The organism is Clostridium tepidiprofundi DSM 19306 (assembly GCF_001594005.1).
Lineage (GTDB): Bacteria > Bacillota > Clostridia > Clostridiales > Clostridiaceae > Clostridium_AC > Clostridium_AC tepidiprofundi.
Window position 1 is genome coordinate 1 of record NZ_LTBA01000046.1, and the last position, 16,630, is coordinate 16,630.

Here is a 16,630-nt window from a genome sequence, read left to right on the forward strand (position 1 = left end):
AATTATATTTCTTTAGATGTATTAGAGGTTTTAGAAAAAAACGAATGTTACAAATAGATATTATTGAAGATATAAGAGATGAAAGATTTACTATAGAAGAAGACTGGATTAATCCAATATTTGCTAAAACATAATTTAAAAACAAAACTGGAAATTAATTATTAAAATTTCTTGGGGTAGGGGGAGGTGTAACTATTTTTAAGGCCTATCGGTTTGCAGGCTTCCCAGTTATTCAAGTAAATGTTAAAAAAACAAATTTTAGTAAAAACAAATTTTTAACTGGAATTTTGATGCGAAATCTCTGACATGAATATGTATATCTTTATTTTTGTAAAATTCATCATCTATTTTGTATTCATGAGCATGTGCTCTAACGTAACTATATCCAGCTCTAGCTGACTCTTGCATAACCTCTCCCAATTGACCTGTAAGTTCAAGTTTACCATTTCCATTCATAACACTTACTTCTACTGGAAGTGTATCGCCACCATATGCTGTCCATGCAAGTCCTGTCACTATACCAACCTTATCTGTTTTATCTATAATGTCATAATTATATATTTCCGCTCCTAAGTATTTTCTAACCTGATTTACAGATATCAATATACTCTTTTTATCCTTTTCAAGTATTTCAGTAATACTCTTTCTTATAACAGAAGATATTTTTCTTTCTAAATCTCTTACACCCGATTCCCTTGTATAATAATTAATTATATGCTTCAATGAATTATCTGAAAACTTAATCTTATCGGAATCAATATTATGTTCTTTAAGTTTTTTTGGCACTAAGTATTTTTTAGCAATATTTAATTTTTCTTCATATGTATACCCTGAAACTTCAATAATCTCCATTCTATCCAATAGCGGTAATGGTATTGTATCTAGCCTATTAGCCGTTGTAACAAATAATACCTTAGATAAATCAAAATCTAATTCAAGATAATGATCTCTAAATGTGCTATTTTGCTCACCATCTAAAACTTCCAACAGAGCATCTGCCGGATCTCCTCTGAAATCATTACTCATTTTATCTATTTCATCTAACAAAAACAATGGATTTCTTGATTTAGCTTGTCTCATTGAATAAATTATTCTTCCAGGTATAGCTCCAACATATGTCTTTCTATGCCCTCTTATTTCTGATTCATCTCTTACTCCACCTAAAGACATTCTAACAAAATTTCTATTTAATGCATTAGCTATCGATTTAGCTATTGAAGTTTTACCTACCCCCGGTGGACCAACTAAGCATAATATAGGTCCTCTAAGAGTCTTGCTTATCTTCCTTACTGCTAAATATTCAATAATTCTATCTTTTACATCCTTTAAACCATAATGTTCATCATCTAACACTTTTCTAACTTTTTTAATATCGAGATTATCTTTTGTTAATTTATTCCATGGAAGTTCAATAATCCAATCCAAATAAGTTCTAATCACAGAACTCTCTGGTGAATAATTTCCCATTCCCTTCAACCTGTTTAATTCATAAATAGCCTTTTCTTTAACTACCTTAGGCAATCTAGCTTTATCAATTTTTCTTTGATACTCAGCAATTTCCTTTTTACTTTCATCTTCTTCGCCTAATTCTTCTTGAATAACTTTCATTTGTTCACGTAAAAAATATTCCTTTTGACTCTTATCTATTTTTTTCTTAACTTTCATGCCAATTTTCTTTTCAATACTTAATATCGAGTTTTCATTTTCAATTATTGTTAAAAGTTTTTCCAACCTTTCGCATGCATCCTCTATCTGAAGAAGTTCTTGCTTTGCTTCTTGATTAAGTATCAAATATGAAGCAACACTATCTACAAAATTATTTTCATCTAGCTCTTCTAAACTGATAATGGCCTCTGGACCAATGTTACCTAGTAATTTTATGTACTTTTCAAATGACTTTTTAACAGAACGAACTAATGCTTCTCTTTTGTTTTCTTCATTCTCTTTTAAAACATCCTCTACTTCAACAACTTGAACTTTAAAAAAAGGCTCAGTACTCTCATATTCTACTATTTTACCTCTGCATTTTCCTTCAACTAATACTCTAATCGTATTTCCAGGTAATTTCAATATTTGTTTTATATCACATATAGTTCCATATTTATGTATATCTTGCTCACCAGGTTCTTCTATAATTGCTTCTTTTTGTGCAGATAAAAATATCTCTTGACTATCTATCATAGCTTCTTCAAGTGCACGTATTGATTTCTTTCTTCCAACGTCAAAATGCAAAACCATATTAGGAAAAATAGTTATGCCTCTCAGTGGAATCATAGTAAAGCTCTTAATATCCTTATCCATTCATTATACCCCCTTCAGCTGTAATATATATTTTATGTACACCAATCTTATTTCAATTAAATAATCTCATCAAAGCAAATTCATTTTGCTTAAAGCAAAACATCGGAACTTCAAGCGGAGACTCTACTCCATCTAAATCAAAAACTTCATCATACTACTTATATAAGTAAAAATACTATATAATTGATAAAACACCAAAACTTCAGATAGAAAAGTATTCTAACTGAAGTTAATATTAACTCATTATTGTAAAACATACTTTTAAAATATAACTATTTTCAAATACCAAATACACTAATATACATTGATAAACTTCAAAGTTAATACAAAATGTAAAATTTTCTCAAGAGAATCGTAGATATACTTCAACCTATATATTATAACCATAAAATAATCTTTTTTCAATATCATGCTTTCAAAGCTTTAGCTGTTAACATATCAACATCATTCTTTATATCGCTATTTACTGTAGTGTTAATGTTAATATCATCTTTTAATATAGCCTCTAAAATTACTTCCTTTATGTTTGAAACTTGTATAATCTCTATTCCATGAATATCCTTAAATGAATCCTGCCAATTCTCCTTAGGAATTATTACTTTTTTAACTCCTGCTTTCTGTGCAGCCTGTATTTTTGCACTTATTCCACCTATAGGCTTGACATTACCATGAATCGATATCTCTCCAGTCATTGCTACTTTATTATCTACAGGTACTCTATTTATAGCACTATATATTGCTGTTGTGATACTTATTCCTGCCGATGGTCCATCTACTGGCATACCTCCTGGAAAATTAACATGAATATCATATTCTGAACAAGAAATGTTAAATACGTCCTCTAGAACTGTAATAACATTTTCCACTGAACACATAGCAGTACTCTTTCTCCTCATTTTTTTATTAAACATAGAAATTTCTTCTTCTTCAATGATACCTGTTATATTCATTTTACCCTTATTAAATTTATTCTTTTTTGCACTTGCTTCGATTTCCATAATCGCTCCCATATTTGCACCATATACTGCAAGCCCATTTACATATCCAATTTGAGGGCTATCATTAATTTTTTTATCAGGTCTAGGAGAATATTGCCCATTCTCAATCACCCATTCAATATCTTCTCTACTAACCTCTTCTCTTTCATCATTTATAGCTATACCACAAGCTAACTGTACAAGATTGACTGCATCCCTACCATTAGTTGTGTACCTGCCTACTATCTTATATGCTTCTTTTTCCATCTTAATACCCACTTTGGTTACAGCATTTAATGCAATCTTTTCAATTTCATCTGGAAGTAAAGCTTTAAAAAATATTTCTATACATCTCGATCTTATAGCAGGATTTATTTCCTCTGGTCTCCTAGTTGTAGCTCCTATCAGCCTAAAATCTGCTGGTAATCCATTCTCAAAAACCTCTCTTATATATATAGGCATATTGTTATTTTCAGAATTATAGTATGCACTTTCTAAATATACTTTCCTGTCTTCCATTACCTTTAATAATTTGTTGAGTTCAATTGGATGAAGTTCTCCAATTTCATCAATGAACAATATTCCACCATGTGCTTTCGTTACTGCACCTGGCTTTGGCTGTGGCACACCAATTGCCCCTAGTGGACCCGCCCCTTGATATATAGGATCATGTACAGAACCTATTAGCGGATCTGCAATTCCTCTATCATCAAATCTAACAGTAGTTGCATCAATTTCTATGAATTTAGCTTCTCTTGAAAATGGAGAAAATTCTTTTGTTTTAGCATACTCAAGCACCAATCTTGCAGCAGCTGTCTTACCCACTCCAGGTGGTCCATATATTATAACATGCTGCGGATTAGGGCCACAAATAGCAGCTTTAAGTGCCTCTATTCCCTTCTCTTGACCAATAACCTCATCAAAGCTTGATGGTCTACTCTTTTCGGTTAATGGTTCAGTAAGTCTCATATTTCTCATTCTCTTTAAATTTTCAAGTTCTTTGCTACTTTCTTTGTTCACAACAATTTTATTTCGCTGTTGACCCTTTAGAGCATTTAAAAAATACATACCTATAATGATTGAAAAAAACAATTCAATAGCAAAAACAATATTCCATACCATACAATCACCTTCAGACATAATATTTTAATATTTACTTGCATTAGAAAAATATACCTAGCCTCTTATATTATGTACAATTGTAATTCAGAATATTCCTGTAAGCTAAAATTGTTTAATATAAATTTACCATATAAACACAAAATACAAATTTAAAAGGAGCTATCCTAATTATGGACAACTCCTTCTCATTTATGCAGTTTCCGGACCCTTTAAAGTTTTACTGTGTTTTTGTAACTTTAAAGGTTTTCTTTTTTCATCTTCAGTCAAAACCAATTCAGGCTTCTTATTTTCTACAGTATCGCTATTTATAATAACTTTACAAACTTTTTCATTAGATGGTACTTCAAACATTATGTCTTTCATTATTTCTTCAATTATCGCTCTTAACCCTCTCGCTCCTGTATTTCTTGAAATAGCTTCCTTAGCTATTTTTAGCAAAGCTTCATCTTCAAATTCTAATTTAACATTATCCATTTCAAGAAGCTTCTGATATTGCTTTACTAAAGAATTTTTAGGTTCTTTTAGTATTCTTACAAGAGTTTTTTCTGTAAGAGAATCAAGTGTAACAACTATCGGTACTCTTCCAACAAATTCAGGTATTAATCCAAATTTCAATAAATCTTCTGGCATTATTTCTTTGAATATTTCACCAATATCCTTTTCAGTTTTTGACTGTATTTTTGCACCAAATCCCATACTGCTTCTTCTTGTTCTTTTCTCTATTATCTTATCCAATCCATCAAACGCTCCACCACATATAAACAGTATATTGGATGTATTTATCTGAATAAATTCTTGATGAGGATGTTTTCTTCCGCCCTGTGGTGGTACAGAAGCAACAGTACCCTCCAAAATCTTTAATAATGCCTGCTGAACGCCTTCACCAGATACATCTCTTGTAATGGATGGATTTTCAGTTTTTCTAGCAATCTTATCGATCTCGTCAATATATATAATTCCTTTTTCAGCTCTTTCTACATCATAGTCTGCATTTTGTATTAATTTTAACAAAATATTCTCAACATCTTCTCCTACATATCCAGCTTCAGTTAAAGTAGTAGCATCTGCAATAGCAAAAGGAACATTCAAAAATTTTGCTAATGTCTGTGCTAAAAGAGTCTTACCTGAACCTGTAGGTCCTAACATAAGAATATTGCTTTTTTGAAGTTCTACATCATCCGTATTAACATTTAAACGAATTCTTTTATAGTGATTATAAACCGCAACAGAAAGTGATTTCTTTGCTTCTTCTTGGCCTATAACGTACTGATCAAGATAATTCTTGATATCAACAGGCTTAGGTAATGATTCCATGTCAATCTGTATATCATCATCAAATTCATCTGTAATTATTTCTGAGCAAAGCTCTATACACTCATCACAGATATAAACTCCTGGACCCGCAATTAATCTCCTTACCTGATCTTGTGTTTTACCACAAAATGAACACTTTAATTGTTTCTTATCATCAAATTTTGGCATCTTTACACCTCTCTATGAGTTTTTGCTATTTTTTCTTAGTAATTACTTCATCAATTAATCCATATTTTTGAGCTTCAACAGCACTCATAAAGTAATCTCTCTCAACGTCCTGCTTAATCTTTTCGAGCGGCTGACCTGTTCTTTCACTCAAAATTTTATTTAAGTTCTCTTTTGTTCTTAATATTCTCTTCGCATGAATATCTATATCAGTTGCTTGACCTTGGAATCCTCCTAATGGTTGATGTATCATAATCTCGCTATTAGGAAGAGCAAATCTTTTTCCCTTAGCACCAGCAGTTAATAAAAATGCTCCCATCGATGCTGCTAATCCTACACATATTGTTGAAACATCAGGCTTTATATATTGCATTGTATCGTAAATAGCCATTCCAGCAGTTATTGACCCTCCTGGACTATTTATGTAGAGATAAATATCTTTATCTGGATTTTCAGCTTCTAAAAATAACATCTGTGCAACAACTAAATTTGCACTAACATCATTAACTTCTTCCCCCAAAAATATTATTCTATCTTTCAATAACCTAGAATAAATATCATATGATCTTTCTCCTCTATTAGTTTGTTCAACAACAACAGGTACTAAACTCATGTTATCCCCTCCTTAAAATTATACTTTCATTAAAAATTTAATTGTTCAAAAATTGCCAGAATATATCTGGCAATTTATCTTTGTTTATATTATGCTATAGTTTTACTATTTTTAACCAACATTTCAACAACTTTTTCATTTATTACATCTGTTTTTAATAATTCTCTCTGAGATTTAGCAATCATCTCAGCTGCTTTATCTATTTCTTTGTCACCATACATTTTAGCAATTTCCTTTGCCTTATCAAGTATTTCTTCATCAGATACTTCTATATTTTCCTTATTAGCAATTGCATCAAGTACTACTTCTGTCTTAACCTTTTTCTCTGCATTTTCTTTCATATACTCTCTAACTTTTTCTTCTGAAGTATTAGTAAATGCATAATAAATTTTAAGATCTAGCCCTTGGTATTTTAATCTCATTTCTAAGTCTTTAATCATGTAATCTATTTCTTTATTAATCATAGCTTCTGGAATATCAACTTCAGCATTAGCACAAACTGCATCTATAACAGCTTCCTCATATTCTCTCTTTGCTTTTGCCTCATTTGCCTCCTGAATATTTTTTCTTATATCATTCTTGTATTCTTCTAATGTATCAAACTCAGATACTTCCTTTGCAAATTCATCATCTAAAGCAGGCAATTCCTTTCTCTTGATTCCTTTAACTGTTACTTTGAAAACAGCAGGTTTGCCATTCAAGTCTTCTCTGCCATATTCTTCTGGGAAAGTAACATTTATTTCTTTAGAATCCCCTACTTTCATTCCAATCAACTGTTCTTCAAAAGTATCTATGAATGATTTTGAACCAACCTCAAGTTCATAGTCACTTGCTTCTCCACCTTCAAATGCTTCTCCTTCAATGAATCCTTTGAAATCAATTGTAACAATATCTCCGTTTTCAATTTCTCCGTCATTTTTTTCTTCAATTCTTGAATTTTGATCCTGAACTTGTTTTAATTTATTTTCCACATCTTCATCTGTAACATTATACTCTACTTTTTTCACTTCAACACCATTGTATTCTCCTAAAGTCACTTCAGGATATACTGCAACTTCTGCAGAATAGATAAAGTCTTTTCCTTCTCCAATTTGAACTATATCAATCTGTGGATAGTCAACAACCTTTATGTCATTTTCTTTTATTGCTTTTGGGTATGTATCATCGCAGCAAAAATTAATAGCATCTTCATAAAACACTCCTTCACCATAGTATCTTTTGATGATACTCATAGGAGCTTTTCCTTTTCTAAATCCAGGTATGTTAAATTTCTTTGCATTCTTGAAGTATGATTTTCTTAAAGCCTCGTTAAATTTTTCTGCTTCTACTGTGATTTCTAGTCTTACAATATTCTTTTCTTTTTTTTCAATCTTAACGTCCATTGTGTATTCCTCCTACTCACATATGCTTATTAACTTACTTATTATAACATAAAGGTTTTTCCTATACAATAACTAGGTTTTAAACTATTTTATTATTCCTTCAGAATCGATTTCGAAACTCTTACCATCAACTAACAAATTTAGAAAATCACCATGCAATTCTTTTAAAATAATTTTATGTCCTTGCAGTTTTGTATTGCTTATATACCTGTGTTTCTTACTTTTTAAATTATATACCCACAGATAGTTTATATGTCTATCATCTATCCAAGGTAATTCACTTACATAAGCTATATTATATTCATCTATAAATTTAGGATCTTTATGCCAAATATATTTGGGATTCTTTTTCAATTCTTCATATTTAGGATACTCTTTTTTCGAAGACGAAACATATTTCTCCTTAGTTATTTCTATCAAACTGCCATCAGCTGTAGCATAAAACATATCTTGATTTTTAAGGCTACATAAAACCAATCCTTTTCTTGAAGGACTAAAATCAAAAGAAATATCGTTATTACTATCAATTTTACTAAAGTATCTTTTACCATCAACAATATAAAATGAAGCTTCTATATTTTGTCCATCTGTAAGAGAAAACTTTACTGTATTAATATTTTGTGGAGAGTCTTCTTCATCATTGTTTATTTCTTCTGTATTTTTATTTTCCTTATCATCACTGTTTTTTAAATCATTGTTTTCATTATTTTTTAAATCATTGTTTTTATTATTTTTTAAATCATTGTTTTTATTATTTTTTAAATCATTGTTTTTATTATTGCTCCTGTCATTGATTTTTTTATTAGATGTCAAATATAATTTTTCAGTTTTGAATATTTTAGTAACACTCGTCAATCTATTCAATATTTTAATATCACCAAATTTATTATCACATTTAAAGTATATTAAAACAATCCCTATTAGTAAAATTATTATTATTATTGAAATTATGTTACGTCTTCTTCTACGTTTCATAATTTTTTCATAATCCCTACTAAATATACTTGGCTTTGACATTAAAATCCCTCCAAATAAAAAAATCTACTAATATTATAACTTATTTTGAATAAAATAGTAACCAATTTGATGGGTTATTTTGAATTTTTATGAAATACTCATCAATTCTTAGAAAATGATTTTATTCTTTAAGTATCTCTATACCATTTCTAGGAAAATTTGCAGACTTTTTATCGATTTTACAAGACTCCCACTTCTATAAGTGGGAGATTGAAGCTTTTGCTTCAGGTGGAGTAGAGTCTCCACCTGAAGTCCCGATGTTTTTCTTTAGCAAAACGAGTTCACTTTGCAATCTATTAGGAGGGAAGAATATAGCAGTGAACTACTCACCACCTACTCACGCAGAGGTGGTATATTCTAGTATATTGTACTAGAACTTTTCCTTAATAACAAAATTACAATTCCATCGAAATTAAAAATTTCACTGGAATTGTATGTAATTGAAATATTATTTTATATTACGACTTCCAGGTTTAACATACTCAATACCTTTTTTACATAGAATACATTCTTCTGATACATAACTTTCGATATACAACTCAACAGCACTATAAATTTTGTATTCAATATTGCTGCTTTTTCTATCTACTATACATGCCATTCCGACTACTTCTCCACCAAACTCTTTTACTACTTCAACAGTTTCTAATGAAGATTTTCCAGTCGTAATTACATCTTCAACAATCAGTATTTTTTGCCCTTTTTCTATTTCAAAACCTCTTCTTAGAGTCATATTTCCATCAACACGTTCTGTGAAAATTGCTTTTTTGCCCGTTTGTCTTGCCAATTCATATGCTGGAATAATCCCTCCCATTGCAGGACCTACAATTACATCAAAATCCAAATCTCTAATTTTTTCAGTTATAACGCTAATCACTTGTTCTGCTTTATCTGGATATTGCAATAATTTTGCACACTGACAATATTTATTGCTATGTCTACCTGATGATAGTAAAAAATGTCCTTCCAATAAAGCTCCACATTCTTTTAATATTTCTAAAACATCTATTTTCATTAATTTGTACCTCCAGTTTTTATCGATTTTACAAGACTCCCATTTCTATAAGTGGGAGATTGAAGATTTTGCTTCAGCAAAACGAGTTCACTTTATAATTCCTCTTATTTCACTTAAATCCTTAATTCCTTCTTTTTTCATATATTCTTCTATCCCATTAATTATATCTATACAAATATCCGGTTTAACAAAGTTTGCAGTTCCAACTTGTATTGCTGTCGCACCAACCATTATAAATTCAATAGCATCTTCTGCATTCATTATACCTCCCATTCCAACTACAGGGACATCTACATTTTTACAAACTTCATACACCATTCTGAGTGCAATAGGCTTAATAGGTGGACCCGAATATCCTGCAGTAATATTGTTGAATATGGGTTTTCTATTTTTTACATCTATAACAAGTGCATTAAATGTATTAACAAGTGATATTGCATCTGCACCTGCCAAGCAGCACTTTTGTGCCATATCAATAATATTTTCAGCATTAGGAGAAAGCTTTACCATTAGTGGCTTTTTGCATACTTTTCTAACCTTATCAACAACATCATATGCTGTACTCGATTTTATTCCGAATGCCATTCCTCCGCTCTTAACATTTGGACAAGATATGTTTAATTCGATAATATCAACATCTGTATTGTTTAGCTTTTCACACCCTGCTAAATATTCCTCAATACTTCCTCCCCCTAGATTTGCAATAATAGCAGTATCATATTTTTTCATTACAGGTAACTTTTCATTTATGAAACATTCAATTCCTGGATTTTGAAGCCCAACGCTATTCAATATTCCCCCATTTGTTTCATATATCCTTATTCCATAATTACCCTCTTTTTTATTTATGGTAAGTCCTTTACAAGATATGCCCCCTAGTTTTGAAACATCAAACAATTCATTATACTCTTCTCCAAATCCAAATGTACCAGAAGCAGCTATAACAGGATTTTTAAAATTTACACCGCACAAATCTATATTAATCATTTAAAATCAAATCCTCTCCTCTAAAAACTGGACCATCCTTGCAAACTCTTAAATTGCCTTCCTTAGTTTTACAGGTACATACTAGACACGCTCCAATTCCACATGCCATTCTGTTTTCCATTGATACAAGTACTGGTATATTTTTATTTACACACATTTTTACAACCTTTTCCATCATTATCTTAGGTCCGCAGCAAATAACCAAATCATACTTTTCTGGATAAAAAATATCAGTAATATATCCTTTGTACCCTTTGCTTCCATTTTCTGTGGATAAATATATATTATTTACATATTTTTCCACATTATCCACAGTATAATCCACAGTTTTAAAACCAGCATAAAAATCTATGGTTGAATTATTGATTTTTTTTACTAAAAAATGCAATGGTGCTATTCCTATTCCACCCGAAATAATAGCAATTTTCCCCTGAATTTTATCAACTTCGAAACCGTTCCCCAAAGGCCCCATTATCTGTATATTATCCCCTTTAGAAAGCTTGCTCATAACATTTGTTCCTTTTCCAACAACTGCATACAGAAAAGAAATATAATTTTCTGTACAATCATATACGCTTATTGGTCTTGGGAGGAGTATGTTTTCCCCTTCAACCTTTAACATATAAAACTGACCGGGCTTCGCTTCATATTTCCCTTCAATTGAAATTTTAAAAATACCTTTTCTAATCTCTACATTATCTAATATTTTTTCAACAGAACAAATCAAACATCATCATCCCTTATTTTTTAATTTAGAATATCGTCTCTCATCATTATTGCCGCTTTCCTTGCACATTCATCGAATAATAATTCTTTATCTCCAAACTTTTTATAAGCTAAAAGTATTCCTCTAGATGAATTTACTATTCCACCGTTACCATTTTTTAAGTAAAGTTTAACATCGTCACCTTTTCCACCTTGAGCACCATAACCTGGAATTAAGAAAAACATATTTTTAAGCTCTTCTCGTATTCTCAATGCATCATCTGCATGAGTACATCCAACTACTCCTCCTATAGAACTATATCCGCACTCTCCTTTAAACTGTTCCCCTAATTCATGAATTTTGTGTCCTACTATATCATAAACTTTACTTCCAGATTCAGATTCTATATACTGTATATCTTCTGCACCTTTATTGGATGTTCTAACTAAGGCAAATAATCCTTTTTCATGTTTTTCAATGTATTTAATATATGGACTTATGCTATCCATTCCCATGTATGGATTTATTGTTATAAAATCGCTTTCAAAATCACCTTCAAAATGTGCTTTAGCATACATTTCTGCTGTTTTAGCTATGTCGCCCCTTTTAATATCAGCAATAATAATTGTATTTGAATTTCTCAAATACTCTAATGTTTTTTTGTAAGCATTTAACCCTTCTATTCCGTACGCTTCATAGTAAGCTATTTGTACCTTATAACATGCTGCTATATCTATTGTTGCATCGATAATCTTCTTATTGAATTCAAAAACCGCATCTTCGTAAGAAATAAATTTCTTTAAAAACCATTCTGGTATATATGCTATGTCAGTATCTAGTCCTATACATACATTCCCTAATTTTTGAACGTTTTCATATAGCCTATCTATAATCATCAATAATTACCTCCCCATTTTGGTATACAATTCTTCCTTTTCTAATTGTTGCAACGATTTCACCATATACTTCTTTTCCCTCAAATGGTGTATTTTTACCCTTTGATTTAAAATTTTTAGTTTCTATTTTGTATTTTTTCTTTAAGTCTACTAATATTAAGTCACCATCATATCCAATTTGAATTCTTCCTTTATTTAAACCCATCATTCGTGCAGGATTTAGTGACATAAGCTTAGATAATTCACTTAAAGAAATACTATTTTCCTTTACAAGTTTTGTGTAACAAACTGAAAATGCTGTTTCAATACCAGATATACCCGGTGAACCATTGAGCTTATCTTCATTTGTATGGGGAGCATGATCTGTAGCTATAACATCAACCCATCCATCTTTTATTGCATCAATCAGTGCATTTACATCTTCTTCATTTCTAAGTGGAGGATTAACCCTGTATTCTGTTTTATCATTTAGTGCAATATGATGAGGAGTAACCTCACATGTAACATTTACTCCTCTTTTTTTTGCTTCAATAATATAGTTAATTGCTTCTTTAGTGCTAACATGCGCCATATGAAGTTTGCAATTAGTTATTTCACTTAATGCTATATCCCTAGCTGTCATAACATTTTCTGCTAATCTCATATCTATTTCCGATAATTCTTGTGCTTCCGCATGTGAAATTATGGTTAAATCTTTTTCATTTGCCTTAATCATAGCATCATACATAATCTTATCATCACATACACCTTTGCCATCATCAGAAATAAATTTAACTTTGCTATCAATTTTATCTAAATGCTTAATGCTTTTACCATCGCTATTTTCTGTTATTGATACAACTTGATTAATATCTATCAAATTTATCTCTCTAGCTTTATTTAAAACATAATCAACAATATCCATACTACTGCACACTGGTTTGGTATTTGCCATTAAATTCACAGCAGTATAACCACCCTTTACAGCAGCCATACTTCCTGTCAAAATATCTTCTTTATATGTGTAACCAGGATCTCTAAAATGGCAATGCATCTCTATTAATGATGGCAAAATTACTTTTTCTGAAGCATCAATATATATACAATCTTTGTTTATATTACAACCTATCTCTGATATAATTCCATCCTTAATGTATATATCAGCTGAAAAGTCATTAAAAGCATCAACAATTCTTGCTTTCTTGATTAATATTTCCATAAAATCACCCTATTATTTAAAGTTTATGAATCTCATCACAATACTCACATCTATACAATCCTTTTTTTCTATCAACAAGATAAAATTTGTGAGTAATCTCCTGTTCTATAGAAGTTATACATCTTGGATTATTGCATTTAATAACATTTTCAACTCTTTCAGGAAGATTTAATTGTATCTTTCTCATTATATTTTCGCCTTCAATTATGTTTATAGTTATATTAGGATCTATAAAGCCTAACACATTAAAATCCAAATCTATTTCATTATCAATTTTTATTATATCTTTTTTGCCGAGTTTTTTACTGTCAGCATTGATTATAAGTGCAACCGAATACCCAGCCTTATCTAAACCAAGATAATTAAATATCTTTATTCCTAATCCTGCCTTAATATGATCAATAACTATACCTTTTTTTATGCTATTTATTGTTATCATTATTTATCCACCCCCAACAATTTTGCAATTAATGCCATTCTCACAAACATACCGTATTTTGCTTGTTTAAAATAACATGCTCTTTCATCTTTATCTACTTCTATTGATATTTCATTTACTCTTGGTAGAGGGTGTAAAACTATCATATCTTTTTTAGCATTTTCCATTTTCTTTTTATCTAATATATAGCTATCTCTAAGTCTAACATAATCCTCTTCATTGAAGAATCTTTCTCTCTGTACTCTTGTCATGTACAAAATATCTAACTTGTCTATTACATCTTCCAATTTTTCTACTTCTAAAAATTCTATATTATTTTTTTCAAGTACTTCTTTCTTAATATATTCTGGGATTTTTAATTCATTTGGTGAAATCAGAATGAACTTGTTATCTTCATATCTAGACATGGCTTTTATTAAAGAGTGAACTGTTCTACCGAATTTTAAGTCGCCACAAACTCCTATTGTAAGATTTGATAATTGTTTCTTTAGATTTCTTATGGTAAGTAGATCCGTAAGTGTTTGAGTTGGATGTTGATGACCTCCATCTCCAGCGTTTATAACTGGAATGCTTGCATACATAGAAGCTATTTTAGGAGCACCTTCCTTAGGATGTCTCATTGCTGCAATATCAGCATAACATTCAACAGTCCTTATGGTATCTGCAACACTTTCACCCTTTGCAGCTGAACTTGAATTAGCTTGTGAAAATCCAAGTACCTTTCCTCCTAATCTAAGCATAGCTGCTTCAAAACTCAATCTCGTTCTTGTACTTGGTTCGTAAAATAGAGTAGCTAATAACTTTCCTTCACAAATATGTGAGTATTCACTAGGATTTTGAATTATTCTTTCTGCAAACTCAAATATTTCGTCTAATTCCTCAACAGTAAAATCCATTGGATCAATTAAGTGTTTTCCTTTTAACATTATAAACTCCTCCTTTTTAGTCTCTCTGGACTAGATTTAAAGGTATATAAAAAGCCTTCCTTAAAAAGGAAGGCATAATCGCAACTCAAAGTAGTACAAATCATAGCACATATTTTTGCAACATCATTGCGTAAAATGTACCAAGCATTAATACTGCACAATCACTCTTCCTTTTCGACCTCACAGGGCCAACTTAAAGGATACTCTATTTAATTCTTACTACACTATACTACAAAATATGAATGTAGTCAAGCACAAATTTCACCCCAGGGGTGTAATATTTTATATATATGTAAAATATTACACCCCTGGGGTGGTATAAGTTATATCAACTCATAACTGCTTACCATAACAGGCATATTCAGATTTTGGAGCACTCTCTCCAATAAAACACCTTCTCTATGAGGATAATCAAAACCATAACTTGCTCTTATACACGCTGTTATGAATTGCACTCCCCTATCCAATGCTATAGGTAAACTATCACCCTGAAGCAAACTACCTACTATTACACTAGTAAAGCAATCCCCTGTACCCGGAAAATAAGCCGGTATGTATTTGCAAGTCACTTTCCAAAATTTATTTGTTTTACGGTCGTATGCAATAACACTTGTATTTTTACTCGTTTTTGATTCTGGAACACTTGTCATTATAACAACATCAGGTCCCATACTAGATAATTCAATTAGATATTCCTTAATTTCTTTTTCAGATATATTCAAATCATAATTTTTATCGAGCAAATACACAGCCTCTGTAAAATTAGGTGTAATTATATCTGCCTTGCATACTAATTTTTTCATACTCACAATCATTTCACTATCCATAGTATCGTATAATTCACCATTATCCCCCATTACAGGATCGACAACAACAATGTTATCATCTGTACCAAAATCATCTATGAACTCTGAAATAATATCTATTTGTTTTGTTGAACCCAAAAAACCACTATATATACAATCAAAATCTATGTTCAATTGTTTCCAATGATTTTTATATTCTATCATACTATCAGTTAAATCCACAAAGCTGTATCCATTAAATCCACCTGTGTGACTTGAAAGCACCGCAGTAGGCATTGGACAAACCTGTATTCCCATGGTTGATAAAATAGGTATAATAGCTGTCAAAGATGCTCTACCAAATCCCGATAAATCATGTATTGCTGCAACTCTTTTTACTGGCTTGTTCATATTATTCACCTCATATTATTATAATTTTGTGCTGTTTCCAAATAAGGCTGATAAGTCATTATTGCATGATTCTCTGTTATAAATTCATCTTTTATCATTTCACCTTTTTTGTTAAATATTTTTCTGTATATAGTATTATTCCTCGTATAACCTGATTTCTAAAATTCAGACAATCTTACCTGTCTAAATTTTTCACCTTACTGGATCAATAAGATGGTGGTATCACAGGATTCAACCACTAGGATAGCATTGCTAAATCTCGTCTTGCCACTATTGTTCAATTATCCCAATAGAGTCCTACAAGATTATGGGAGTTACCCATTCCTCAAAATATTTTAATCACCTAAGCCTTTCCTACTAGGTGTACTTAGGCAAT

At 30.8% G+C, this 16,630-nt stretch carries 13 protein-coding genes and 1 pseudogene; all 14 read right to left on the bottom strand.

Annotated features, from left to right (window positions below; genetic code table 11):
- Positions 1–291: 291 nt before the first annotated feature.
- Positions 292–2,301: pseudogene (lon, locus tag CLTEP_RS11700) on the bottom strand (endopeptidase La); the annotation flags it as partial.
- Positions 2,302–2,708: 407 nt separating this feature from the next.
- Positions 2,709–4,400 carry an ATP-dependent protease LonB gene (gene lonB / locus CLTEP_RS11705; RefSeq protein WP_066826903.1) on the bottom strand — a complete coding sequence of 564 codons (1,692 nt, stop codon included), beginning with the start codon at positions 4,398–4,400 and terminating at the stop codon, positions 2,709–2,711.
- A 189-nt stretch (positions 4,401–4,589) separates the two neighbouring features.
- The gene (clpX, locus tag CLTEP_RS11710; RefSeq protein ID WP_066826905.1) at positions 4,590–5,882 is read right to left on the bottom strand and encodes an ATP-dependent Clp protease ATP-binding subunit ClpX; all 1,293 of its coding nucleotides are present in this window, start codon (positions 5,880–5,882) and stop codon (positions 4,590–4,592) included.
- Between the two features lie 25 nt (positions 5,883–5,907).
- The gene (gene clpP, locus CLTEP_RS11715) at positions 5,908–6,492 is read right to left on the bottom strand and encodes an ATP-dependent Clp endopeptidase proteolytic subunit ClpP (protein WP_066826908.1); all 585 of its coding nucleotides are present in this window, start codon (positions 6,490–6,492) and stop codon (positions 5,908–5,910) included.
- Between the two features lie 89 nt (positions 6,493–6,581).
- Positions 6,582–7,874, bottom strand: a complete 1,293-nt coding sequence (tig, locus tag CLTEP_RS11720; RefSeq protein WP_066826910.1) for a trigger factor — start codon at positions 7,872–7,874, stop codon at positions 6,582–6,584.
- Positions 7,875–7,958: 84 nt separating this feature from the next.
- The gene (locus CLTEP_RS11725; protein ID WP_066826913.1) at positions 7,959–8,891 is read right to left on the bottom strand and encodes a hypothetical protein; all 933 of its coding nucleotides are present in this window, start codon (positions 8,889–8,891) and stop codon (positions 7,959–7,961) included.
- A gap of 448 nt (positions 8,892–9,339) precedes the next feature.
- Positions 9,340–9,906 carry an orotate phosphoribosyltransferase gene (gene pyrE, locus CLTEP_RS11730; protein ID WP_066826915.1) on the bottom strand — a complete coding sequence of 189 codons (567 nt, stop codon included), beginning with the start codon at positions 9,904–9,906 and terminating at the stop codon, positions 9,340–9,342.
- A gap of 87 nt (positions 9,907–9,993) precedes the next feature.
- Entirely contained in the window at positions 9,994–10,893 is a 900-nt protein-coding gene (locus CLTEP_RS11735) for a dihydroorotate dehydrogenase (RefSeq protein ID WP_066826917.1), read from the bottom strand.
- Positions 10,886–11,620 carry a dihydroorotate dehydrogenase electron transfer subunit gene (locus tag CLTEP_RS11740; protein ID WP_066826919.1) on the bottom strand — a complete coding sequence of 245 codons (735 nt, stop codon included), beginning with the start codon at positions 11,618–11,620 and terminating at the stop codon, positions 10,886–10,888. Before CLTEP_RS11740 ends, CLTEP_RS11735 begins: the two co-directional genes overlap by 8 nt.
- A gap of 20 nt (positions 11,621–11,640) precedes the next feature.
- Complete coding sequence (gene pyrF / locus CLTEP_RS11745) at positions 11,641–12,495, bottom strand: orotidine-5'-phosphate decarboxylase (RefSeq protein ID WP_066826921.1); 855 nt, start codon at positions 12,493–12,495, stop codon at positions 11,641–11,643.
- Positions 12,482–13,693: a dihydroorotase gene (locus CLTEP_RS11750; RefSeq protein WP_066826923.1), complete on the bottom strand. Its 1,212-nt coding sequence runs from the start codon at positions 13,691–13,693 to the stop codon at positions 12,482–12,484. The genes pyrF and CLTEP_RS11750 overlap by 14 nt, the downstream gene beginning before the upstream one ends.
- Positions 13,694–13,709: 16 nt before the next feature.
- The gene (locus CLTEP_RS11755) at positions 13,710–14,132 is read right to left on the bottom strand and encodes an aspartate carbamoyltransferase regulatory subunit (protein WP_066826924.1); all 423 of its coding nucleotides are present in this window, start codon (positions 14,130–14,132) and stop codon (positions 13,710–13,712) included.
- Positions 14,132–15,058 carry an aspartate carbamoyltransferase gene (gene pyrB / locus CLTEP_RS11760; protein ID WP_066826926.1) on the bottom strand — a complete coding sequence of 309 codons (927 nt, stop codon included), beginning with the start codon at positions 15,056–15,058 and terminating at the stop codon, positions 14,132–14,134. Before pyrB ends, CLTEP_RS11755 begins: the two co-directional genes overlap by 1 nt.
- Positions 15,059–15,381: 323 nt before the next feature.
- Positions 15,382–16,254 (bottom strand): pyridoxamine kinase, encoded by an 873-nt coding sequence (locus CLTEP_RS11765; protein ID WP_066826928.1) that lies wholly within the window; start codon positions 16,252–16,254, stop codon positions 15,382–15,384.
- Positions 16,255–16,630 lie beyond the last annotated feature (376 nt).